This is a genomic window from Streptomyces sp. NPDC028305 (assembly GCF_055569495.1).
On record NZ_JBVHTN010000005.1, the window covers coordinates 633809 to 653694 of the forward strand.

General features: G+C 72.6%; 20 protein-coding genes. 3 read left to right on the forward strand and 17 right to left on the reverse strand.

The genetic code is table 11. From position 1 onward, the window contains the following. Positions 1 to 28 precede the first annotated feature (28 nt). The 12 genes from ACZ4WQ_RS23730 to ACZ4WQ_RS23785 form a co-directional block, all read right to left on the reverse strand. A complete protein-coding gene (locus tag ACZ4WQ_RS23730; RefSeq protein WP_311728349.1) occupies positions 29 to 706 on the reverse strand; it encodes a class F sortase in 678 nt (225 codons plus the stop codon). Between the two features lie 105 nt (positions 707 to 811). Next, the gene (locus ACZ4WQ_RS23735) at positions 812 to 1396 is read right to left on the reverse strand and encodes a hypothetical protein (RefSeq protein WP_311728350.1); all 585 of its coding nucleotides are present in this window, start codon (positions 1394 to 1396) and stop codon (positions 812 to 814) included. Positions 1397 to 1465: 69 nt separating this feature from the next. Next, entirely contained in the window at positions 1466 to 2944 is a 1479-nt protein-coding gene (locus ACZ4WQ_RS23740) for an acetyl-CoA carboxylase biotin carboxylase subunit (protein ID WP_311728351.1), read from the reverse strand. A gap of 5 nt (positions 2945 to 2949) precedes the next feature. Beyond that, positions 2950 to 3567 (reverse strand): acetyl-CoA carboxylase biotin carboxyl carrier protein, encoded by a 618-nt coding sequence (locus ACZ4WQ_RS23745; protein ID WP_398373887.1) that lies wholly within the window; start codon positions 3565 to 3567, stop codon positions 2950 to 2952. Beyond that, on the reverse strand, positions 3564 to 5339 hold the full coding sequence (accD, locus tag ACZ4WQ_RS23750) for an acetyl-CoA carboxylase, carboxyltransferase subunit beta (protein WP_398373888.1): 1776 nt from the start codon (positions 5337 to 5339) through the stop codon (positions 3564 to 3566). The genes ACZ4WQ_RS23745 and accD overlap by 4 nt, the downstream gene beginning before the upstream one ends. A 35-nt stretch (positions 5340 to 5374) precedes the next feature. Further along, positions 5375 to 5704 carry a TcmI family type II polyketide cyclase gene (locus ACZ4WQ_RS23755; protein ID WP_385348323.1) on the reverse strand — a complete coding sequence of 110 codons (330 nt, stop codon included), beginning with the start codon at positions 5702 to 5704 and terminating at the stop codon, positions 5375 to 5377. A 2-nt stretch (positions 5705 to 5706) separates the two neighbouring features. Further along, positions 5707 to 6171: an SRPBCC family protein gene (locus tag ACZ4WQ_RS23760; protein WP_311728355.1), complete on the reverse strand. Its 465-nt coding sequence runs from the start codon at positions 6169 to 6171 to the stop codon at positions 5707 to 5709. 1 nt (position 6172) lies between these two features. Beyond that, entirely contained in the window at positions 6173 to 6430 is a 258-nt protein-coding gene (locus tag ACZ4WQ_RS23765; protein WP_311728356.1) for an acyl carrier protein, read from the reverse strand. Beyond that, a complete protein-coding gene (locus tag ACZ4WQ_RS23770; protein WP_385348327.1) occupies positions 6430 to 7722 on the reverse strand; it encodes a beta-ketoacyl synthase N-terminal-like domain-containing protein in 1293 nt (430 codons plus the stop codon). The genes ACZ4WQ_RS23765 and ACZ4WQ_RS23770 overlap by 1 nt, the downstream gene beginning before the upstream one ends. 136 nt (positions 7723 to 7858) lie before the next feature. Further along, on the reverse strand, positions 7859 to 9133 hold the full coding sequence (locus ACZ4WQ_RS23775) for a beta-ketoacyl-[acyl-carrier-protein] synthase family protein (RefSeq protein ID WP_385348330.1): 1275 nt from the start codon (positions 9131 to 9133) through the stop codon (positions 7859 to 7861). Next, positions 9130 to 9537, reverse strand: coding sequence for a cupin domain-containing protein (locus ACZ4WQ_RS23780; RefSeq protein ID WP_398373889.1), 408 nt, complete (start codon positions 9535 to 9537; stop codon positions 9130 to 9132). Before ACZ4WQ_RS23780 ends, ACZ4WQ_RS23775 begins: the two co-directional genes overlap by 4 nt. Positions 9538 to 9654: 117 nt before the next feature. After that, a complete protein-coding gene (locus ACZ4WQ_RS23785; RefSeq protein ID WP_361188991.1) occupies positions 9655 to 10851 on the reverse strand; it encodes a SchA/CurD-like domain-containing protein in 1197 nt (398 codons plus the stop codon). Positions 10852 to 11009: 158 nt separating this feature from the next. Between ACZ4WQ_RS23785 and ACZ4WQ_RS23790 the strand changes: the two genes are divergently transcribed. Then, positions 11010 to 12635: an FAD-dependent oxidoreductase gene (locus tag ACZ4WQ_RS23790; protein ID WP_311728361.1), complete on the forward strand. Its 1626-nt coding sequence runs from the start codon at positions 11010 to 11012 to the stop codon at positions 12633 to 12635. Positions 12636 to 12816: 181 nt separating this feature from the next. Here the strand turns inward: ACZ4WQ_RS23790 and ACZ4WQ_RS23795 are convergent, their stop codons facing one another. Both ACZ4WQ_RS23795 and ACZ4WQ_RS23800 read right to left on the reverse strand, forming a co-directional pair. Further along, positions 12817 to 13479, reverse strand: coding sequence for a DedA family protein (locus ACZ4WQ_RS23795; RefSeq protein ID WP_398373890.1), 663 nt, complete (start codon positions 13477 to 13479; stop codon positions 12817 to 12819). Further along, entirely contained in the window at positions 13476 to 14258 is a 783-nt protein-coding gene (locus tag ACZ4WQ_RS23800; protein WP_311728363.1) for an MBL fold metallo-hydrolase, read from the reverse strand. Before ACZ4WQ_RS23800 ends, ACZ4WQ_RS23795 begins: the two co-directional genes overlap by 4 nt. A gap of 199 nt (positions 14259 to 14457) precedes the next feature. On the opposite strand from ACZ4WQ_RS23800, the gene ACZ4WQ_RS23805 reads away from it, so the two are divergent. After that, complete coding sequence (locus ACZ4WQ_RS23805; protein ID WP_398373891.1) at positions 14458 to 15489, forward strand: dipeptidase; 1032 nt, start codon at positions 14458 to 14460, stop codon at positions 15487 to 15489. Between the two features lie 4 nt (positions 15490 to 15493). Here ACZ4WQ_RS23805 and ACZ4WQ_RS23810 read toward each other — a convergent pair whose 3' ends face one another. Genes ACZ4WQ_RS23810 through ACZ4WQ_RS23820 form a run of 3 tightly spaced genes read right to left on the reverse strand, consistent with a single transcriptional unit; the run spans position 15494 to position 17546 of the window. Further along, a complete protein-coding gene (locus ACZ4WQ_RS23810) occupies positions 15494 to 16255 on the reverse strand; it encodes a fibronectin type III domain-containing protein (RefSeq protein WP_398373892.1) in 762 nt (253 codons plus the stop codon). Continuing rightward, positions 16252 to 16860: a hypothetical protein gene (locus ACZ4WQ_RS23815; RefSeq protein ID WP_311728367.1), complete on the reverse strand. Its 609-nt coding sequence runs from the start codon at positions 16858 to 16860 to the stop codon at positions 16252 to 16254. The genes ACZ4WQ_RS23810 and ACZ4WQ_RS23815 overlap by 4 nt, the downstream gene beginning before the upstream one ends. Before the next feature lie 11 nt (positions 16861 to 16871). After that, complete coding sequence (locus ACZ4WQ_RS23820; RefSeq protein ID WP_311728368.1) at positions 16872 to 17546, reverse strand: polysaccharide lyase family protein; 675 nt, start codon at positions 17544 to 17546, stop codon at positions 16872 to 16874. Positions 17547 to 17761: 215 nt separating this feature from the next. On the opposite strand from ACZ4WQ_RS23820, the gene ACZ4WQ_RS23825 reads away from it, so the two are divergent. Beyond that, the gene (locus tag ACZ4WQ_RS23825) at positions 17762 to 19882 is read left to right on the forward strand and encodes a phage holin family protein (RefSeq protein WP_468022374.1); all 2121 of its coding nucleotides are present in this window, start codon (positions 17762 to 17764) and stop codon (positions 19880 to 19882) included. The last annotated feature ends 4 nt before the right edge of the window (positions 19883 to 19886 follow it).

A 19886-nucleotide genomic window follows, 5' to 3' on the forward strand; every position in this document is an offset into this window, starting at 1 on the left:
TGACTCAGGTGGTGGCTCAGGTGGTGGCTCAGGCCCACCGGAAGGACTCGAGATGGGCGAACACCACGACATTGGCGGTGTAGTCGCGGACGGTGCGGTCGTATGAACCCCCGCAGGTGATCAGGCGCAGCTGCGCGTCGGGGGTCTGCCCGTACACCCGGTCGTCGGGGAAGTTCGCCTTGCTGAACGTCTCCACCGAGTCGACGACGAAGGTCGCGACGATTCCATCGGCGCGGGTGATGGTCACCCGGGCGCCGCTCTTCAGCGTGCTGAGCGGATAGAACACCGCCGGGCCCGTCTTGGTGTCCACATGCCCCGCCACGATGGCGTTGCCCCGCTCGCCGGGGGACGGGCCGCCGTTGAACCAGCCGGCCAGGTTGTTGTTGTCGGAGGGCGGCGGGATCAGCACCCCCGACCGGTCGAGCGTCAGCTCGGTGAACGGCGCGCTCACCCCGATGGAGGGGATGTCCAGATGTCTGGCGGGCGAGCGCGGCAGCGCCGGCCCGAGCCGGACCTCCTGGGGGGCGGCCGTCTCCGGGCGGGGGGTGAGCACCGGCCCGCTGGCCGCCGGTTTCTTCGGCGATGGCGATGGCTGGGTGGAGGCCGCGTCGACCGAGTTGTAGATCAGGAAGACGCCGATGAGGGCCGACGCGGCGGCCCAGCGGAGAGCGCGGGTGTTGCCGTCGGCCCCGCCCTGCTTGCCCATGGGGAAACTGCCTTTCTTCGCCGGCGGAGAGCGGCGCTGCCGTGGCCGACCGCGACAAGCGGTGTCGGCCACGGCAGCGGGGCTATGAAAAGAGTTCGTTCACCCTCAGATCGCGGTGCCGGTGGGCTTGCGGCGACGCAGGGCGTAGGCTCCGGCGCCGAGGCCGCCGAGGAGCAGGAGTGAGCCGGCGGCCATGCCGCCACCGGTCGTGGCCATGCCACCGCCACCGGTGTGGACGCCACCGTGGGGCTTGCCGTGCTCGCCCTCCTTCTCCTTCTCCTTCCAGGAGCTGCTGCCGCCCCAGCCCCCCTCCTCCTTCTTCTCCTCTTCCTTGCCCTTGCCGCCCCAGCTGTCTTCCTTCTCCTTGCCGAACTCTTCCTTGCCGAACTCTTCCTTGCGGAAGTCCTCTTCCTTCTCCTTGCCGAACTCTTCCTTGCCCTTGCCGAACTCTTCCTTGCCGAAGTCCTCTTCCTTGCCCTTGCCGCTCCAGTCCCCCTCCTCCTTGCCCTCCTTGTTCTCCTTCTCCTTCCAGGAGCTGCCGGAGCCGTATTCGTCGGACTCCTGACCGCTGGAGTAGCCCCCCTGGCCGCCCGGGTCGGAGACGTCAGCGGCGAACGCGGCGGCGGGTGCGCCCAGGGACAGGGATGCGGCGAGCGCCGCCCCGGCGATGAGTGCGCGAGTAGATCGCATGAGTCATTCCTTCCGGCACCTGCGCGATTACTGACATTTGCCAGATAAAGGGATCGTGTAGGTGTCTTATCAACCGTCAGCGACGGGGGGCCCCGCTGCCACTTGACGCGGCCTGCCTTCGGGCCGGTTGTAAGCCCTCCGGGTGGAGATATCCGTCGACTTCACTCGTTCGCCGCGCGAATGGGCTGATGCCGAGTCATCTTTTCGGCCCATCGTTCCGATCAGCCCCGTGGTGTGCGTCGCCGACCGGAACTCCGGGCGCGCCAGAACCCGCCGCAGAAAGCCCAGCGTGGTCCGTACGCCCCCGCCGCCGACCCGGAACTCGCCCAGGGCCCGGTCCATGCGGGCGAGCGCCTGCTCGCGGTCGGGCGCCCAGACCACGGCCTTCGCCAGCAGCGAGTCGTAGTCCGGACCCACCCGCCACCCCGGGAAGGCATGGGTGTCCACCCGCACGAAAGGCCCCCCGGGCGGTGTGAACTCCGTCAGGGTGCCGGGTGTGGGCGCGAAGCCGCGGTCCGGGTCCTCGGCGTTGACCCGGCATTCGATCGCCGTTCCGCGCCGCACCACATCGCCCTGACCGAACGTCAGGGGCTGCCCGGCGGCGACGAGAATCTGCTCCCGGACGATGTCGATCCCGGTCACCATCTCGGTGACCGGGTGCTCGACCTGAAGCCGGCAGTTGATCTCCATCAGATAGAACTCGTGGTCGGGCGTGAGCACGAACTCGAAGGTGCCCGCCCCGACATACCCCACCGCCGCCGCGCCGCGCACCGCCGCCGCGCACATCGCGGTGCGCCGCTCCTGGGGCAGATTCGGCGCGGGCGCCTCCTCCACCATCTTCTGGTGGCGCCGCTGTACGGAGCAGTCGCGCTCGCCGAGGTGGACCACCTTGCCGTGCCGGTCCGCGAGCACCTGCACCTCCACATGGCGCGCGTCCTCCACGAACCGCTCCATGTAGAGGCGCTCGTCGCCGAACACCGCGCGGGCGTGGGCTCGCGTCTCGTTGAACGCGGGCACCAGCGCGTCCGGTTCGCGGACCACCGCCATGCCGCGCCCGCCGCCGCCCGCCACCGCCTTGAGGATCAGCGGATAGCCGATCCGCCCGGCGATGTCCCTGGCCTCCGCGGGCGTGGCCACCGCTCCCGTACTGCCCGGCAGCACCGGCAGGCCCGCCTCCGCCATCAGCGCGCGGGCCGCCGCCTTGTCGCCGAGGCGCTGCATCACCTCGGCCGGGGGGCCGATGAAGGTGATCCCGGAGTCCTCGCACACCTCCGCGAAGTCCGGGTCCTCGGACAGGAATCCGTATCCGGGGTGGATGGCCTGCGCCCCGGTGCGGCGCGCCGCCTCGATGATCGCCGGGACGCTGAGATAGCTGGCCTTCGACTGCGGCGGGCCGATGTGCACGGCCTCGTCCGCGAGCCTGACCTGGGCCGAGTCGCGGTCGGCGGTGGAGTACACCGCGACGGTGCGCATGCCGAGCTCCCGGCAGGCGCGCAGCACACGCACCGCGATCTCGCCGCGGTTCGCCACGAGTACGGTGGAGAACACGCGGATCACACCGGCCCGGCGGCGGGCCCGGGCTCCACCGCGATGAGGGGCTGCTGGTACTCCACGGGCTGCCCGTTGGGCACCAGGATCTCCACCACCCGCCCGGCCACGTCCGACTCGATGGTGCTCATCATCTTCATGACCTCGAGCACACCGATCGGCTGCCCCGGCTTGACCGTGTCCCCGACCGAGATGAGCGGCGGGGACCCCGGCTCGGGCGCGTGGTAGAACGTGCCGACCGTCGACGCGCACACGAACCGGAGCCCGGCCCCCGTCTGCCGGGTCCCGGGCTCCGGCCGCGCCCCGTCGGTCACCGCGGGGTCCGGTCCGGCCGTGTGTGTCTCCGGATGCGGTGGCGGGGCGGGGGCCGGCGGAGCGGCGGGGGCCGGGGGCATGGGGACACCGGAGGACGCGTGGTCAGAACCGGCCGGATCGGGCCACTCCATTTCCACCGTCGTCTGTCCGTGCCGCAGGGTGATGCGCCGCGGCTGTTTCGCCGCGGCCTTCGCCAGCTCCGTCACGCTGCGGCACAGCGAATCCAGCGTGGTGTGCGGGGGCAGCACGACCGCGCCCGGCCGGTGTCCGTTCTCGCGATGGTCCGTGGTGTGGCTGTCCGCTGTCACGATGCACCTCTATCGGTGTGTAGCCGGCCGCCGGCGTACCCGGCGGTCACCCCCGTGTCCAGCCCGAAGTGGCCGAAGCGCTCTGCCCGCGCCCGCAGCAGCCGGCCCGGGTCCCACGGCACCAGCTCGCCGAGGGTCTCGGCGAGCGCGTCGCCGAGCAGGGCGGCGGCCTTGGCGGGGTCGCGGTGGGCGCCGTCCGGCGGCTCCGGTACGACCCCGTCGACCACCCCGAGCCGCAGCAGCTCCCTGGGGTCGAGATGCAGGGCCGCCGCGGCGGCCCTGGCCGCCTCGGGGTTCTTCCACAAGATGGCGGCGCAGCCCTCGGGGCTGATGACCGAGTAGATGCCGCCCGCGCTGATCAGCACCCGGTCGGCGACGGCCAGCGCGAGCGCGCCACCGCTGCCCCCCTCGCCGACCACCGCCGCCACCACGGGCACCGGCAGCCGCGACATCAGCCGCAGATTGTCCGCGATGGCCAGCGCCTGGCCGCCGCGCTCCGCGTCCGGGCCCGGGTGGGCGCCCGGCGTGTCGATCAGGGTGATCACGGGCAGCCCCAGCTTGGCCGCCATCCGCATCAGCCGCGCGGACTTGCGGTAGCCGCTGGGCGCGGGCATCCCGAACCGGTGCGCCTGCCGCTCCGCCAGGCTCGCCCCGCCCTTGTGCTGCCCGATCACCATCACCGGCCGCCCGCCCAGCCTTCCCGGGCCGCCGACCACGGCGGGGCAGTCCTCCAGGAGCCGGTCGCCGTGCAGCTCGTGGAAGTCGTCGAGGATCTGGCCGAAGTAGTCCATCACGGTGGGGCGTTCGGACTGCCGGGCCGTCCGCACCGCCTCCCAGGCGTCCCGCTCCGCCACCTCCTCGAGCCGCCGTACGACCGTGCCCCGCGCCGCCCGGCCCTCGGCGGCGGCCGGGCGCTGCTCCCCGGGGGCGGTGTGCGGCGCCTCGGCCGGCTCGGCCCCGGCCCCTGCCCCTGCCCCGGCCTCGGACGGGGCCGGGCGGCCCAGCGCCAGCAGACGGGCCAGGGTGGGCCGGAGGGCGGAGCGCGGCACGATGTTGTCGATCATGCCGTGCTCCATCAGGAACTCCGCCGTCTGGAAGCCCTCCGGCAGCCGCTCCCCGGTCGTCTGCTCGATGACCCTGGGCCCGGCGAAGCCCAGCCGCGCGCCCGGCTCGGCGACGAGCACATCGGCGAGGGTGGCGTAGGAGGCCGCCACGCCCCCGTACGTCGGATCGGTGATCAGCGTGACCGTCAGAATCCCGGCCTCGTCCAGCTCGGCCATCGCCTGCGCGGTCTTGGCCATCTGCATCAGGGCCAGCGCGCCCTCCTGCATCCGGGCCCCGCCGGAGGCGGTGACCAGCAGCAGCGGGACGCGCCGCGCGAGGGCGGTCCGTGCCGCCTCGCAGATCAGCGCGCCCACCCCGCAGCCCAGGCTGCCGCCGAGAAACCGGAAGTCCATCGCCGCCACGACCACCGGCTGTTCCTCGATCCGGCCCAGGGCACAGATCACCGCCTCCCGCAGCCCCGTCTTCGCCCGCGCGTCCGCCAGCCGCTCCGCGTACGGCCGGGTGTCGGCGAACTCCAGCGGATCGTGCAGCGGCTGGACCTCACCGACCGGCGCCGCGGAGCCGGCGTCGAGCAGTTGGTCCAGCCGCTGCCGCGCGGTCAGCGGGCTGTGCCAGCCGCAGTCCGGGCATACGCGCAGGGTGCGCGCGAACCTCTTGCCGTAGATCAGGTCGGCGCAGCGCTCGCAGCGCACCCATTCCGCGACCACAGTGGTGCTCCCTTCCGGCTCCTTTCCGGCCCTGGTCAGGCGCGGTCGCGCTCCCAGCGGTAGAACTCGTGGGCCATGGCGTCCTTCGGCTCCCGCCAGGTCTCCGGGTCGTACGCCTGGACGAACGGCTGGAGCCGCTCGCTGACGTCACGGAACTCCGGGTGCTTGACGTACCGGGCGACCTGCTCCGCCGGCGGCCGGTCGGCCTCGATCAGATGCAGATACACATCGCCGAACTGGAACAGACTGCGGCCGGTGACCCCGATCAGCTTCGGCAGTTCGCCCTGGTCGGAGTGGGCGAAGACCTTGGCGATGCCGGGCCCCGCGTCCCGGTTCATCTTGGCGACGATCATGGTGCGATACATCGTCAGGCCTCCACCGTCGCGCGGGCGCGCTGCTCGATCTTGTCCCGGATGAGCTCCATCTGGACCTTGGAGTTGCGGTTGATGAGGTCCGTCATCCCGGCGTCGTCGACCGGCGCGTCGGGCCTCATCTCGAAGTCCTGGGTCCAGCGCATCCGGGTGCCCTTGGGCGTCTCTTCGTACTCCCACCGGATGTTCATGAAGGCGAACGGGCCGGTCTCGACCCGGCGCGCCCACACGGTGTGCACATCGCGGGCGGTCTCCCGCTCGGACACCCAGCTCCAGACCTTGCCGTTCTCGTCGGGGTGCATGGTCAGCCGGAAGGTGGTGGTGTCCCCCTCCCGCCGCAGCACCTCGACCGAGGCGTACTCGCTGAACAGGTCGGGCCAGCGCTCGATGTCGTTGGTCATGTCCCAGACGAGGTCCATCGGTGCCGCGATTGTGATCTCGTTGTCGGTGTGCCCGGGCATCTCATGCTCCTGCGGTGATCGAGACGTTGATGACGTCGATGAAGTCATTGGGGGTCTTGCAGCTCTCGGCGCCCGGCTCGATGGGCATGCCGTAGTGGTTCTCCAGCTCGCCGACGATGGCGAGCAGGCCGAGCGAGTCGAGGCCGAACTCGGTGAAGGTCATCTCGGGCGACCCGGCGAGAGCGGCCGGGTCGACGGTCAGGCCGGCGCACTTCTTCATGAGCGCGGCCAACTCGGGGTGGCTGAATTGACGGGACATCAGATATCTCCTTCCGGGCCGCGGAGCACGAGCGCCGCGTTGTAACCCATGAGCCCCCGGCTGAGCACCAGCGCCGTCCGCAGCTCGGCGGGGCGGGGACTGCGGGTGACCAGGTCGAGGTCATGGCAGACATCGGTGACATACGGTGTGGGCGGCACCATGCGGTGTTCCATCGCGAGCACCGCGGCCGCCACATCCAGCACGGGAGCCGCGCAGTGCGCCCGGCCGAAGCCGGTCTTCGGCGCGGTGACCGGGACCCGGGAGCCGTGCTCGCCGAGGGCGTCCGCGATGGCCAGCGCCTCGGCCCGGTCCGCCTCCGGCACACCGAGCGCGTCCGCGAACACCACGTCGATCTCCTCGGGCGCGCAGTCCGCGTCCTCCAGCGCCACCCGGATCGCGCGGGCGAGCCCCTCCCGGGACCGCTCCCATCGGGACGCCCCGGTGAAGGTCGCCCCGTGGCCGCTGATGAACCCGCGGATCGGCACCCCGCGGCGGCGGGCCGCCCCCTCCTCCTCCACGACGAACATCGCCCCGCCCTCGCCGGGCGCGAAGCCGCACGCGTCGGCGGTGAACGGCAGATAGGCCCGGCCCGCCTCACGGGCCCGGCTGAGCTCCCGCCACCCCAGCTGGCACACCATCGAGTACGGGGCGAGCCCCGCCTCGGTGGCGCCCACGACGACCGCGTCCGCCCCGTGCCGGATCGACCGCCGTGCGTGCGCCAGCGCGTCCAGACCGCCGGCCTCGTCGTTGGCCAGCACCCCGCAGGGGCCCTTGAAGCCGCCGCGGATGGAGACCTGGCCGGTGCTGGCCGCGTAGAACCAGGCGATGGACTGGAACGGGCCCACATGGCGCGGCCCCTGGCTGTACAGCTGCTGGAGCTCGCGCTGGCCGAACTCGCCGCCCCCGGAACCGGCCGCGGTCACCACGCCGATGGCGAACGGCGAGAGGTCGTCCACCGGCAGCCGCGAGTCCTCGAGCGCGAGGTCGGCGGCGGCCAGCGCGACATGGGTGAAGCGGTCGGTCTGGACCAGCAGCCGCTCCTCGATCATCGTGGCCGGGTCGAAGCCGCGGATCTGGCCGGCGACCCGCACCGGGAAGTGTTCGCTGCCGGGGCGGGTCAGCCGGTCCAGGAAGCTGATCCCCTCCCGGGTCGCCTTCCAGAAGGCGTCGGTGCCCACGCCGTTCGGCGCGATGACACCGAGCCCGGTCACCACCGCCCCGCGGGCGCGGGTGAAGGCCCGCTCGCGGGGCCGGGTTCCCTGGGCCGGGGTTTCGGGGGTCCGGGTTCTCATGCGGCACCCTCCCGCTCGGTCTTGGCGCGCTCCAACGCGCGGGCTTCCCTCGTCGCTGCTCGCTCCTCCGTCGCTGCTCGCTCCTCCGTCGCTGCGCGGCTCCTCAGTCCAGCCCGCGCAGCGCGCCAAGACACGCTCATGCCGAACCTCCCGCCCGGCCCAGCACCACCGCGGACTGGAAGCCGCCGAACCCGCTGCCGACCGACAGCACATTGCGCAGCGGCAGGGCGCGCGCGGTGCGCGGGACATAGTCCAGGTCGCACTCGGGGTCCGGGGTCTCGTAGTTCGCGGTGGGCGGGACCACGCCGTGGGCCAGCGCCAGGGCGCAGGCGGCGAGCTCGATCGCCCCGATCGCCCCGAGCGAATGCCCCACCATCGACTTGATCGAGCTCATCGGCGTCTTGTACGCGTGGTCGCCCAGCGACCGCTTCACCGCCGCGGTCTCATGCCGGTCGTTCTGCTTGGTGCCGGAGCCGTGCGCGTTGACGTAGTCGATCTCGGTGCTGTCGATGCGGGCGTGGCCGAGCGCATGGTTGATCGCCTCGGACATCTCCAGGCCCTCCTGGGTCAGACCGGTCATGTGGTAGGCGTTGCCGTAGGTGGCGAACCCCTTGAACTCGCAGTACGCGTCGGCCCCCCGGGCCCGCGCGTGCTCCAGCTCCTCCAGGACCAGCACGGCCGCGCCCTCGCCGAGGACGAAGCCGTCGCGGTGGGCGTCGAACGGCCGGGACGCGTGGGCCGGGTCGTCGTTGTTCGTCGAGGTCGCCTTGATGGAGTCGAAGCAGGCCACCGTGAGCGGGGTGACCGGGGTGTCCGCCGCCCCCGCCACGCACACATCGGCCCGGTCCTCCTCGATCGTCTGGAAGGCGTACCCGATCGCGTCGAGACCCGACGTACAGCCCGTCGACACGGTCTGCACCGGCCCGTGCGCTCCCGCCAGCTCCGCCACACCGGAGGCGAGCGCGCTCGGCGAGAACGCGTGGTGCAGATAAGCACCGGCCCGCCGGTGGTCCACATCCCAGCGCGCGCCGGACTCGCTGACCTTGACGTAGTCCTGCTCCAGCCGGGTGGAGGCGGCCACCGCCGAGCCCATCGACACGCCTATCCGCCATGGGTCCTTGACACCGGGCCCCCCGGGCGCGAGCCCGGCGTCGCTCATCGCCTCGGTGGCGGCCACCAGCCCGAACTGCACATACCGGTCCGAGCGTTCGATCTGCTCCTCCGACAGCCCGCAGGCCACGGGGTCGAAGTCGCACTCGGCGGCGATCCGCGAACGGAACCGGGCGGCGTCGAACAGGGTGATGCCGCGGGTCGCCGTGCGGCCCGCGGTGAGCATGTCCCAGAAGGCCGGGACACCCACGCCCCCGGGGGCGACGACACCGAGCCCGGTGACCACCACCCGTCGGGTCACGACGCGGCCTCGGCGGGCTCGGCGGTCTCGGTGTCCACATGGCCCAGCTCCGGCCGCGGGGCCAGCGGGCCGAGGTGGAACACCATCCGGGCCTCGGTGTCGCCCACGTTGCGGAACCGGTGGCGCATGTTGATGGGGATCAGCAGCCCCTGGTCGGCACGGAGCGGATGCGCCATATCGTCCAGGTCCACTTCCAGCTCACCGGACACCACGTACACGAACTCCTCGGAGTACGGGTGGTAGTGCTCGGTGACGCGCTCGCCGGGCTGTACGACGGCCATGCCCATGAAGCCGCTCGTGGCGCCCACCGTGGTGGGGGTGAGCATGGCGCGCACATCGCCGCCGCGGCGGCGGTTGGGGGCGACCGCGGAATGGTCGACGATGAGGTGGGACTGCGTGGTCATTCTGGCCTCCAAGAAGACGGCGCGGCCGCCGCGCACGACGTGTCGGTGGGTACGGGAAGGGCCGGGGGGTAGCGGGGCTACGGGCAGGGGACCCGGGGGGGAGAGGGAGCGGGAGCGTCAGTAGTCCGCCGCGCGGCGGTCGGTGACCTGAGCCATGTCGCAGTCGTCGAGGAAGCGCCGCAGCCCGGCCTCGCCGACCAGGTCGATCTTCTTCTTCCCAGCGCCGCCCGCGTCGAGGAGCCGGGTCAGCACGGCGGCCGCGCGCGGCCCGCTGACCCCGGCCGCCACCGCGGGCTCGCTGTCGAGCGGCACGCCCATGTCCACCATCCGTACGACGATGTCGTCGCGCTGGAAGACCGTGCTGCTGACGATCGTGTGCCGCCCCTTGCCCGAGGCCATCGCCGACTTCGCCTTGCTCACCGCGAGGTCGTCCTGACGGGCCAGCAGGCTGGCCACCGCCGGCCCGCAGCCGGTCTTCACCGGGTACAGCAGCATGTGGCGGTGCAGATTCGGCGGGCGGCTGGGGTCAGCGGTCAGATGGTGCACCACGGGCAGCGCGGCCCGCATGAAGAACGCCCGCGCGGCCTCCGGGTCGTCCAGGTCGCGGTCCTCCTCCAGATGCGGGTTGATGGCCTCCTCGACCGCCCGGACCTCCGGCTGTCTGGCCACATGGCGCAACGCCGCCACCAGGTCGCCCTTGACCTCGACCGCCCGTACGACACGGTTGCCGCTCATGAACAGCGAGGTGCGGCACAGCCGCGTGTGCTCGTCCACCCGGGCCTCGGGCGCGGCGTAGTCGGCCAGGATCTTGGCCACGCTCCCCTCGCTGCCCGGCTTGACGGTGAAGGTCAGCGCGTGCCGCACCAGGCCGTCGCCGATCCTCGGGGCCAGCTGCACGGGGGGCGCGGCGCGGCGGCCGGAGGCGCCCTTGCCCGAGAAGGTCTCCCGCAACACGCTGAACCGCAGCGACCGGGTGTCCTCGACACACCCGTGGAGGGGCTTGACCATCTCCCGGTGCGCGGGGCTCTCCACCCAGCTCAGAAACGGCGGGGCGCTCTCCCACTCGCTGGTGATCAGCCACTGCGAGGGGTTCTCGATCGACTGGCACAGCTGGTCGCTGATGTGCCCCGGGACCGCGGCCACCTGTTGGGACAACTGCTCGTAGGCATGCAGAAAACGCTCTTCGGCGCCCGCGTGGACCGACACCAGCAGCACCACGCGCAGCCGGGCGTCGGTGAGCATGGACTGCCGGGGCGGGGGCTCGGTCGTCGTCGTGGACTTCGCGGGCCGCGAAGTCTTGGGCAGGGTGCTCATAGGCTCTACTCCTCCTCCGGGGGCGTCCTTCGCCGGACGCGGCGCCCGTGAGTCGATCGTGGAGCGCTCCCACGGATGCCGCGAGATATGTGAGCCATCCGGGCGAAGGGGCCTACCAGACGCCTGACCAGGCATGAAACCCCGGGAATAGCAGCGAGATGAATCCCCATGTCGATGAGCGTGTGCCAGTACTCGTCGTGGGCGGCTCCCTGGTGGGACTGTCCGCCTCACTCTTCCTGGGCCGTCTGGGCGTCGGACACCTGCTCGTGGAGAAACACGCGAGCACCTCCACACACCCCCGAGGGCGCGGCAACAACCTCCGGACCATGGAGCTGTTCCGCACCGCGGGGGTGGAACAGGCGATCCGCGAGGCCGCGTCCGTCCTGGACGGCAACCATGGCATCCTCCAGGCCGAATCCCTCACCGGAATGGACCACAACTGGCTGTTCCGGGAGATCGACCCGGGTGGCACCATGCGCGGGCTCAGCCCCTCAGGCTGGTGTCTGTGCAGCCAGAACGACCTCGAACCCGTCCTGCTGCGGACCGCCCAGGAGCTGGGCGGCGAGCTGCGGTTCTCCACCGAACTGATCTCCTTCGAGCAGGACGCCGAAGGGGTGACCGCGGTCGTCCAGCACCGCGAGTCGGGCCGTACCTCCGTGGTGCGCGCCGACTACCTCATCGCCGCCGACGGCCCCCGCAGCTCCGTACGGCGCCGGCTGGGCATCGGCCAGACCGGCCACGGCGAGCTGTTCCACAACGTCAGCATCACCTTCCGCGCCAAGCGCCTCGCCGATGTGGTGGGCGACCGCCGCTTCATCGCCTGCTACCTCACCAACCCGGAGGCCGACGGGGCGCTGCTCCCGGTGGACAACGTCGAACAGTGGGTCTTCCACGCCCCCTGGCACCCCGAGACCGGGGAGACCCTGGAGGACTTCACCGACGAGCGGTGCGCCGAACACATCCGCAGGGCCACCGGCGTCCGCGACATGGAGGTCGAGATCACCGGCAAGGCCCCCTGGCACGCGGCCGAACGGGTGGCCGAGCGCTACCGCGAAGGCCGGATCTTCCTCGCCGGGGACTCCGCCCACGAGATGTCCCCCACCGGCGCCTTCGGCTCCAACACCGGCATCCAGGACGCTCACAACCTTGCCTGGAAACTCGCCGCCGTCCTCGGCGGCTGGGCCGGACCCGGCCTGCTGGACACCTACGGCGCCGAACGCCAGCCGGTCGCCGTGGCCACCAGCGCCCGCGCCGCCGCGCGCTCCGCCGAACACAGCCACCCCGGCTACACCGCGCCACCGTCCACCGGCCGGCAGAGCGATGTGCTCGCGGTGGCCATGGGCTACCGCTACGCCTCCGACGCGATCCTCGGCGCCGACCCCGCCGTCCCCGTCGTCCCCGAGCGCTTCACCGCCGTCGGCGAACCCGGCGGCCGCGCCCCGCACCTGTGGATCGACCGCGACGGCACCCGGCTGTCCACCCTCGACCTCTACGAGCGCACCTGTGTCCTGCTCACCGGCCCCGAAGGCGCCGCCTGGCACGGCGCCGCCCTGCGCGTCGCCGACCGCCTCGACATGCCGCTGGCCGCCTACCGCATCGGCCCCGACCCCACCCACGACCTGACCCCCGACCCCGGCGTCGACTGGACCGAACTCCACGGCACCACCCCCCGGGGCGCGGTCCTCATCCGCCCCGACGGCTTCATCGCCTGGCGCGCACCGGACGCCGCGCGCGAACCGGAGCGCACCCTGGCCGAAGCCCTCCGATCCGTCCTCTGCCGCTGACCCCGCCGCCCCGCCCGGGCCCGGCCGCCCCCTCGTCGGCCGGGCCCCGCACGGCCACTTACGCGGCGTCGGGGCCGGAGGTGTCCGGGAACGAATGATGCTCGCGCGCCACGACCCAACGGCCCCGCTCCTTGCGCAGCCCGAGGCTGAGCCGCAGCCGGCTCGCCGGCCGGCCCGGCGGTCAGCCCGTCGCCTCGCTGTGTGCCTCGCGGCGGGCCCGGGTGCGGCGGCGGAGGGCGGGGGCGGCGCCGACGAGGACGGTGAGGGCGATCGCGGCGGCCACGCCCTCCCAGGGCCTGGCGAAGAGCGTGCCGCCGAGGATGCCGATGAGCGCGTAGGTCGCGGCCCAGGCCAGCGCCGCCGGGGCGTCCCCGCGGGCGAAGCGCCGCATGGGCATGCGGGAGAGCAGGCAGGCCAGCATCACCGGGATGCGTCCGGCCGGGAGCAGCCGGGACAGGACCAGCACCGCCACCCCGTGCTCGTCGAGCCGGGTCCGGGCCTGGGCCAGGCGTTCGGGGGCGGCGCGGCCCTGGATTTGGGCGAGCCAGCGGGAGCCGTTCTTCGAGCGGAGGCCGCGGCGGCCGAGCCAGTAGAGGGCGATGTCGCCGAGGAAGGCCGCGAAGGACGCCACGGCGAAGACGACCAGCAGCGACAGGGGCGGCACGCTCTGATGGACCGCCACCACGGCCGCCGAGCTCACCACCGCCCCGGTCGGCACCACCGGCACCAGCGAGCCCAGCACCACCAGCAGGAACAGCGAGGGATAGCCCACTGCCTGCTGGGTCGACTCGGGCGGCACGCTCCGCGCGAGATCGCCGATGCCTTCCAGTATGCGGCCGGTCATCTGGCGGTCTCCAGGCGTACGCACTCGCCGTGCCGCAGCGGGTGCACCACCGCGTCGGGGGCCAGCTGTCCGGCGTGCCGGACGAAGTCGTCGCCGGGCGCGTGGAATTCGTGCGGGCGGACCCAGTCCATGCCGATCGGCCAGAACGTGCCGTAGTGCACGGGGATCGCGGTGCGCGCGCCCAGCCGGGCCAGGGCCTCGGCGGCCCGGTGGGCGTCGAGGTGGCCGTGGCCGAGGTAGGGGCCCCAGCCGCCGACCGGCAGCAGCGCCACATCGCAGTCGCCCACCGCCCGCGGCATGCCGTCGAACAGCCCGGTGTCGCCCGCGAAGTACGTCGTTGCCTCGCCCCGCAGGACATAGCCGAGCGCGGGCACCCCGCTCGGCCCGTACGGCAGCCGTCTGCCGTCGTGCGCGGCCGGCACGGCCCGGATCCGGACCTCGCCCACCGCGATCTCCTCGCCCGGCCGCACCTCCGTGACCCGCAGCTCCCGCGCCCGCGCCACCCGCCGCAGCCCCGGCACGGCCCGCCCCGCGCCGCGCGGCACCACCAGCCGGGTGCCGGGGCGCAGCCGCATCAGCGAGCCGAGGTGGAGGTGGTCGGCGTGCAGATGGGAGACCAGCGCGACATCGGCGACCGCGGCGGCGGGCGGCGGCACGGGCCCGCGGCGCCGCCGCAGATGCGCCAGCCGCTGTACGAACAGCGGGTCGGTCAGCACGCGCACACCGGAGTCCCGCACGGTGGTGGTGGCATGCCCCCACCAGGTGATCTCCACCGACACTCGGACCCTCCCTCGTGGCTCCGCCCGGACCAGTGGACGGCGGCGCGGACGGTTATGTGCCCCTCGATCCTCTCACCGCGCCCGGCGGCGGCCGACAGCCCCTGCCCCCTCGATATTCCATGGCGCGGAACCCGGCCCGTGGGGCACCCTGCCCCCGGACGCTCCGATCGACCGCCTGACCGCAAAGGAATGCCCGTACGTGTCCTCGTACCTGGAACTCCACCGCCGCGCGGTGGTCGCCGACGCCCACAACGACCTGCTGGTCGCCGTCACCGCCCGCCCGCCGCGCCGCTGGGCCTCCTTCTTCCGCGACCAGTGGCTGCCCCAGCTGCGCGAGGGCGGGGTGGACCTCCAGGTGCTGCCGGTCTTCATCGAGGACTGGTTCCGCCCCGAGGGCGCGCTGCGCGAGACGCTGCGGATGATCGAGTGCGCGCACACCCTCGCCGAGGGCAACGCGGACGAGGTACGGCTGTGCCTGGACGGGGACGACATCGACCGCGCCCTGGACGAGGGCAGGATCGCGCTGGTTCTGGCGCTGGAGAGCGCCCCAGGACTGGACGCGAACGTGGAGCTGATCCCGACCCTGTACCGGCTCGGGGTGCGCATGGCCTCCATCGCCCACTGGGGACGTACCGCCCTGGCCGACGGCAGTGGCGAGGACGCCACCGGCAGCCGGCTCACCGAGGCGGGGGTGGCGGCGCTGGCGGAGATGGAGCGACTGGGGATGCTCTTCGACGTCTCCCATCTGGGCGCCTCGGGCGTCGCCCATGTGCTGGAGTTGGCCACCCGGCCCGTGCTGGCCACCCACTCCTCCGCCCGTGCCCTGCTGGACCACCACCGCAACCTCACCGACGAACAGATCCGCGGCATCACCGCGACCGGCGGCATGGTGTGCGTGAACTTCCTCGGCGAGTTCCTGGCCACCGACCCCGCCGAGCGCACGGTGGACCGGCTGGCCGACCACATCCTGCATGTCATCGAGGTCGCGGGCGTGGACCGGGTGGGCCTGGGGCCCGACTTCATCAAGGAGGTCAGCGCGGACGTCAGCCCGCCGTGCTGCGAGGACCTCGAGTACGCCGAGCTGGTGGTGCCCGGGCTTGAGGGCCCCCGGGGGCTGCCCCTGGTCACCGAGGCGCTGGTCCGCAGGGGCCTGCCCGAGGGCGACATCCTCAAGGTCCTCGGCGGGAACGTCCTGGAGCTGTTCCGCAAGGAGCTCGGCCGCCCCGCGTGAGCCGTTACCGCTGGGGCGAGGCCCCCGTCTTGAGGTGCACGACGTTGGACCGCTCGCCGTAGCGGAAGGCCCGCACCCGGTACGTCGCCCGCTTCTCGTTCTCCAGGGTGATCAGGCCGAAGGAGTTGATGTCCGGGTCCAGGACGGCGACCGGCCGGAAGCGGTCGCCGCCCCGCGGCCGGTCCTCCAGCAGATAGCCCTGCTCGTCGGAGGCGTGGTCGGTCCAGGTGAACCTGATGCCGTTGGCGTGCATGACGGTCGCCCGCAGCCCCGTGGGGGCCGCCGCCCCGGCCGCCCCGGCCGCTCCGGGTGTGACGGAGCCGGTACGGACGGCGGTCTGGCGCTGCGTCCGGGGCGGCGCCCACTCGTGGTCGTCCTTCTGGTCCTTCTCCGTGAACTCCCCCTTCGGCAGCCGTACGTCGACCGGCCGCGAGGCGGGCCCGTAGTAGGGGCGCACGCGGTAGTAGAAGGGCGTCTCGGGCATCAGTTCGGGGTGCCGGTACGAGGTCCGGCCGAGCGGGAGGTAGTCGAGGATCGTGTACGGCCCCTCGGGTTCGGTCGCGAACTCGACGATCCGGCCGGCGGCTCCCGGCTCCGTGCCCGTCCATCTCAGGGTGATGTCCACCGGCGAGGTCAGGGTGGCCGTCAGCCTGGTGCCGGTGGCCGATTCGGCGGGGCGGGTGGCGGACGGCCGGGGCGAGGAGCAGCCGGCCAGGCCGGCGGCGACGAGGACCGCCGCCGCCAGGGCTCGGAGCGCGCCGCTCACTTGCGCCAGAACTTGACGTTGCTCCACACCACCGTGGCCGGGCCGTTGCCACTGCTGGTGCGGTACGCGCCGAACTTGTCGTAGAAGCTGCCGCCGGGGCTGTCGACGGTGTGCTTCAGCGATCCGTTGATGTACGTGCGGTGTTCCTTGCCCACCTGGTGCACGGTGTTCACCCGCACCGTGGCGCCGACGGTCCCGGCGTTCGAGAGGGTGTCCCCGCCGTGCACGGCGTACAGCCGCCCGCCGCGCTCGACGGCCAGCATGAAGTACGGGCCAGCGGCGCCGTCCGTGTCGTTGAACGTCTGCTTCAGGCTGATCCGCGTGCCGCCCATGCTGGTGACCTTGAAGTACCCCTCGAACTGGCGGGTGCCGCCGGTGTACGTGTCGTACCGCCGCTCGGCGCGCTGGTCGCCGCCGGCCGTGGAACAGGTGAGGGTGAAGGTCAGGCCGTCGACCTGGCCGCAGCCCCGCTCCTGCACCTTGAACGAGGGAGACTCGGAGGTCCAGCCGCCGGGCTCGACCTCGGCGTGGGCGGCGGTCGGTACCGCCAGGAGCAGTCCGCAGGCGGCCGACGCGGCGGCGATCACACGATGCTTTCCCGACATCTCGCGCTCCTCTACTGAACCCAATAGTGGATGTTGCGGAACCGGGCCTCGGCCCGGCCACTGCCGTGGTGGTACACGCCGTTCTTGAAGTGGCGCGTCGCCGGGCCGCGGTCGTCGACGGTCAGAACCAGCTGGTCGTCGGCGTAGACCCGGATCCGCCCGGCGTCGGCGTCGTGCGCGACCTTCAGGTTCCACCACTTGTTGTAGACACCGGTCTTGACGACCTGGTCCGTGTAGCGCTTGACGGTGCCGCCGTTCTCACTGGACACGCGCAGCATGATGTCGGTCGCGGGGGTGCCGGACGGGTGCTTGACCCGCAGGATCTGCATGAAGTCCGCGCCGTTGGTGCCGGACGGGATGTACACGTCGGCGTCCCACATGCGCTTGCCCGAGGTGTACTCCTGGTTCCACCGCATCTCGGTGCGCGGATCGGTCGAGCTGCCCTCTTCCAGGGGCTCGTCGGTGGAGTACACCCACATGGTGTGTGTCTTGGAGCCGGAGTCGTACGTGTAGCGCTCGCTCAGGTCCAGGTTCCACGGCTTGTGCATGGCGTAGGTGAAGGACTTCTGCTGCCAGCCGTCCGTCGGCGACTGTACGGCGGGCGCGGGTGTCCCCGGAGCCACGCCCGTCAGCGCCGCCGCGAGCGCGGCGACGGCGAGGAGCGTTCTGATGCGTAACGCGGGCATGTGATCGTCACCTCCAGTCAATGGATCATGGTCTAGACCAAGAGTCACGGTAGGCCCGCCTGCATGGCGTGTCCATATCAATGAACGAAATTCTTATAGAGAGACGGCGACGAGGGGAAACGGCACCGGCCGGGCCCGAAATCCGCTGTGACAGGGTGGGGGACGGCCCGCGCGTGTCGAGCGGGCCAGGAACACGAGGTTGGTGCGGCGTGCAGATGCCCCGATGGAAAACCGTGGGCGCGGCCCTGCTGCGAGTGATCGCGGTATGGGCGGTGTCCACGCTCACCATGCTGGCGCTCGCGGCGATCCTGCCCGACTTCCGGCTCCAGTCCGCCGACGGCGACAGCGCGACCCGTGTCGCGATCACCGCCGCGAGCGGGGCGGGGGCCTTCGGCCTGCTCAGCGCGCTGGTGTGGCCGCTGCTTGTGCGGGCCCTGCTGCTGGTGCCCGCCTTCGTGCTCGGCCTGCTGGTGTTCGTGCTCAACGGCTCACTGCTGCTGATCGCGCTGAGCCTGATCCCGGACGGGCGCGGCGCGGCCGAGCCCGAGACCGCCGTTGTGGTCGCGGCGGTGATGTCCGCCGCGTCCTCGGCGACCAGCACCTTCCTGGCCGTACGGGACGACGGCGCCTACCGCCGCCGGCTCGCGCGGCTCGCGGACCGCCGACGGCGCCGCCTGGGCGGTCCGGGCGGGGGGCCGCAGCCGCCCGGGACGGTGTTCCTCCAGATAGACGGCGTGGGACACGATGTGCTGCGGGACGCGGTGTGCGACCGCGGAAACCGGCCGCCGCTCATGCCGACCCTCGCGAGCTGGGTGGACACCACCCATACGCTCACCCCCTGGCGCACCGACTGGTCCAGCCAGACCGGCGCCAGCCAGCTCGGCATCCTGCACGGCTCCAACGAGGACGTGCCCGCCTTCCGCTGGTACGAGAAGCAGACCCGCCAGGTGATGGTCAGCAACCGGCCGACCAGCGCGGCCGAGTTGCAGCGCCGGGCCGCGGCCCGCACCGGCGACGGGGGGCTGCTCACCGTCGACGGGGCCAGCCGCGGCAACCTGTTCACCGGCGGCGCCGAGGAGCTGGCGCTGGTGCTCTCGGTGGCGGCCCGGCGCGGCAGGCACAACCGCTCCCGGAGCGGCTACTTCGCGTACTTCAGGGACCCCGCGAACGCGACCCGCACCGCCGGCTCCTTCCTCGCCGAGGTCTTCCGCGAGCTCGGCCAGGCGGCGCGCGCCAGGCTGAGGCGCTCGGCGCCGCGCGTGGGGCGCGGCGGGCTGTACCCCTTGATCCGCGCCTTCGCCACCGTCGTGGAACGGGATGTGGTGGTCGCCGCGGTGATGGGCGACATCCTGTCCGGGCGCACCGCCATCTACGCCGACCTGGTGGCCTATGACGAGGTGGCCCACCACTCCGGGCCACGCAGCCGCGACACCCACCAGGTGCTGCGCCGCCTCGACCGCTGTGTCGCGCTGATCGCCAAGGTCGTCGAGCACGCGCCGCGCGACTACCGCATCGTGCTGCTCTCCGACCACGGGCAGAGCCCCGGCGCGACCTTCGCCGGCGCCTACGGCCTCACCCTGGAGGACCTGGTGCGGGCCGGCTGCGGGCTGACCGTGCCCCGGCAGGCCGGGCGTACACCCACCGGTGCGGAGGCGCGCGAGGCGGCGCGCGCCGCGCTGCGCCGGCCCGAGCCGGACGGCGACGGCCACGGCCCCTCCGACCCGGTGGTGCTGGCCTCCGGCAACCTGGGCCTGGTGTCCTTCCCCGACGTACCGGGCCGGATGAGCCGCGAGGAGATCGACCGCCGCCACCCCGCGCTGCTGCGCACCCTCGCCGACCACCCCGGGGTGGGCTTTCTGCTCGTACGATCCGAGCGGCACGGCGCGGTGGTGCTGGGCGCGGACGGCGCCGAGCACCATCTCGACACCGGCCGCGTCGTGGGGCGCAGCCCGCTCGCGGCCTTCGGGGACGGCGCCGCGGCCGCCGTGCGGCGCACCGCGCGCTTCCCGAACGCCCCCGACATCATGGTCAACTCCGCGTACGACCCGGCCACCGGCGAGGTGCACGCCTTCGAGGGACAGATCGGCTCGCACGGCGGGCTCGGCGGGGCGCAGAGCCACCCCTTTCTGCTGTGGCCCATCGAGCTCAGCCCGCCCACCCGGCCGGGGGAGGAGCTGGTGGGCGCCGAGCGGGTGCACACCGTGCTGCGGCGCTGGCTGCGGGAGGCGGACGGGCCGCAGATCCCGCGCCAGACGGGCGAGGAATCGCGGCGGTCCGGGGGTGTCACCGCAGCATCTCCGGCGGCCCCGCCGCCCATGCCGGACAAAACCCGGTGATTTT

Excerpts from the sequence above, each read along its gene's own strand:
- ACZ4WQ_RS23730 (WP_311728349.1), bottom strand. The coding sequence starts at position 706 with ATGGGCAAGCAGGGCGGGGCCGACGGCAACACCCGCGCTCTCCGCTGG.
- ACZ4WQ_RS23735 (WP_311728350.1), bottom strand. The coding sequence starts at position 1,396 with ATGCGATCTACTCGCGCACTCATCGCCGGGGCGGCGCTCGCCGCATCC.
- ACZ4WQ_RS23755 (WP_385348323.1), bottom strand. The coding sequence starts at position 5,704 with ATGTATCGCACCATGATCGTCGCCAAGATGAACCGGGACGCGGGGCCC.
- ACZ4WQ_RS23760 (WP_311728355.1), bottom strand. The coding sequence starts at position 6,171 with ATGCCCGGGCACACCGACAACGAGATCACAATCGCGGCACCGATGGAC.
- ACZ4WQ_RS23765 (WP_311728356.1), bottom strand. The coding sequence starts at position 6,430 with ATGTCCCGTCAATTCAGCCACCCCGAGTTGGCCGCGCTCATGAAGAAG.
- ACZ4WQ_RS23770 (WP_385348327.1), bottom strand. The coding sequence starts at position 7,722 with ATGAGAACCCGGACCCCCGAAACCCCGGCCCAGGGAACCCGGCCCCGC.
- ACZ4WQ_RS23780 (WP_398373889.1), bottom strand. The coding sequence starts at position 9,537 with ATGACCACGCAGTCCCACCTCATCGTCGACCATTCCGCGGTCGCCCCC.
- ACZ4WQ_RS23785 (WP_361188991.1), bottom strand. The coding sequence starts at position 10,851 with ATGAGCACCCTGCCCAAGACTTCGCGGCCCGCGAAGTCCACGACGACG.
- ACZ4WQ_RS23790 (WP_311728361.1), top strand. The coding sequence starts at position 11,010 with ATGAATCCCCATGTCGATGAGCGTGTGCCAGTACTCGTCGTGGGCGGC.
- ACZ4WQ_RS23795 (WP_398373890.1), bottom strand. The coding sequence starts at position 13,479 with ATGACCGGCCGCATACTGGAAGGCATCGGCGATCTCGCGCGGAGCGTG.
- ACZ4WQ_RS23815 (WP_311728367.1), bottom strand. The coding sequence starts at position 16,860 with ATGTCGGGAAAGCATCGTGTGATCGCCGCCGCGTCGGCCGCCTGCGGA.
- ACZ4WQ_RS23820 (WP_311728368.1), bottom strand. The coding sequence starts at position 17,546 with ATGCCCGCGTTACGCATCAGAACGCTCCTCGCCGTCGCCGCGCTCGCG.
- ACZ4WQ_RS23825 (WP_468022374.1), top strand. The coding sequence starts at position 17,762 with ATGCCCCGATGGAAAACCGTGGGCGCGGCCCTGCTGCGAGTGATCGCG.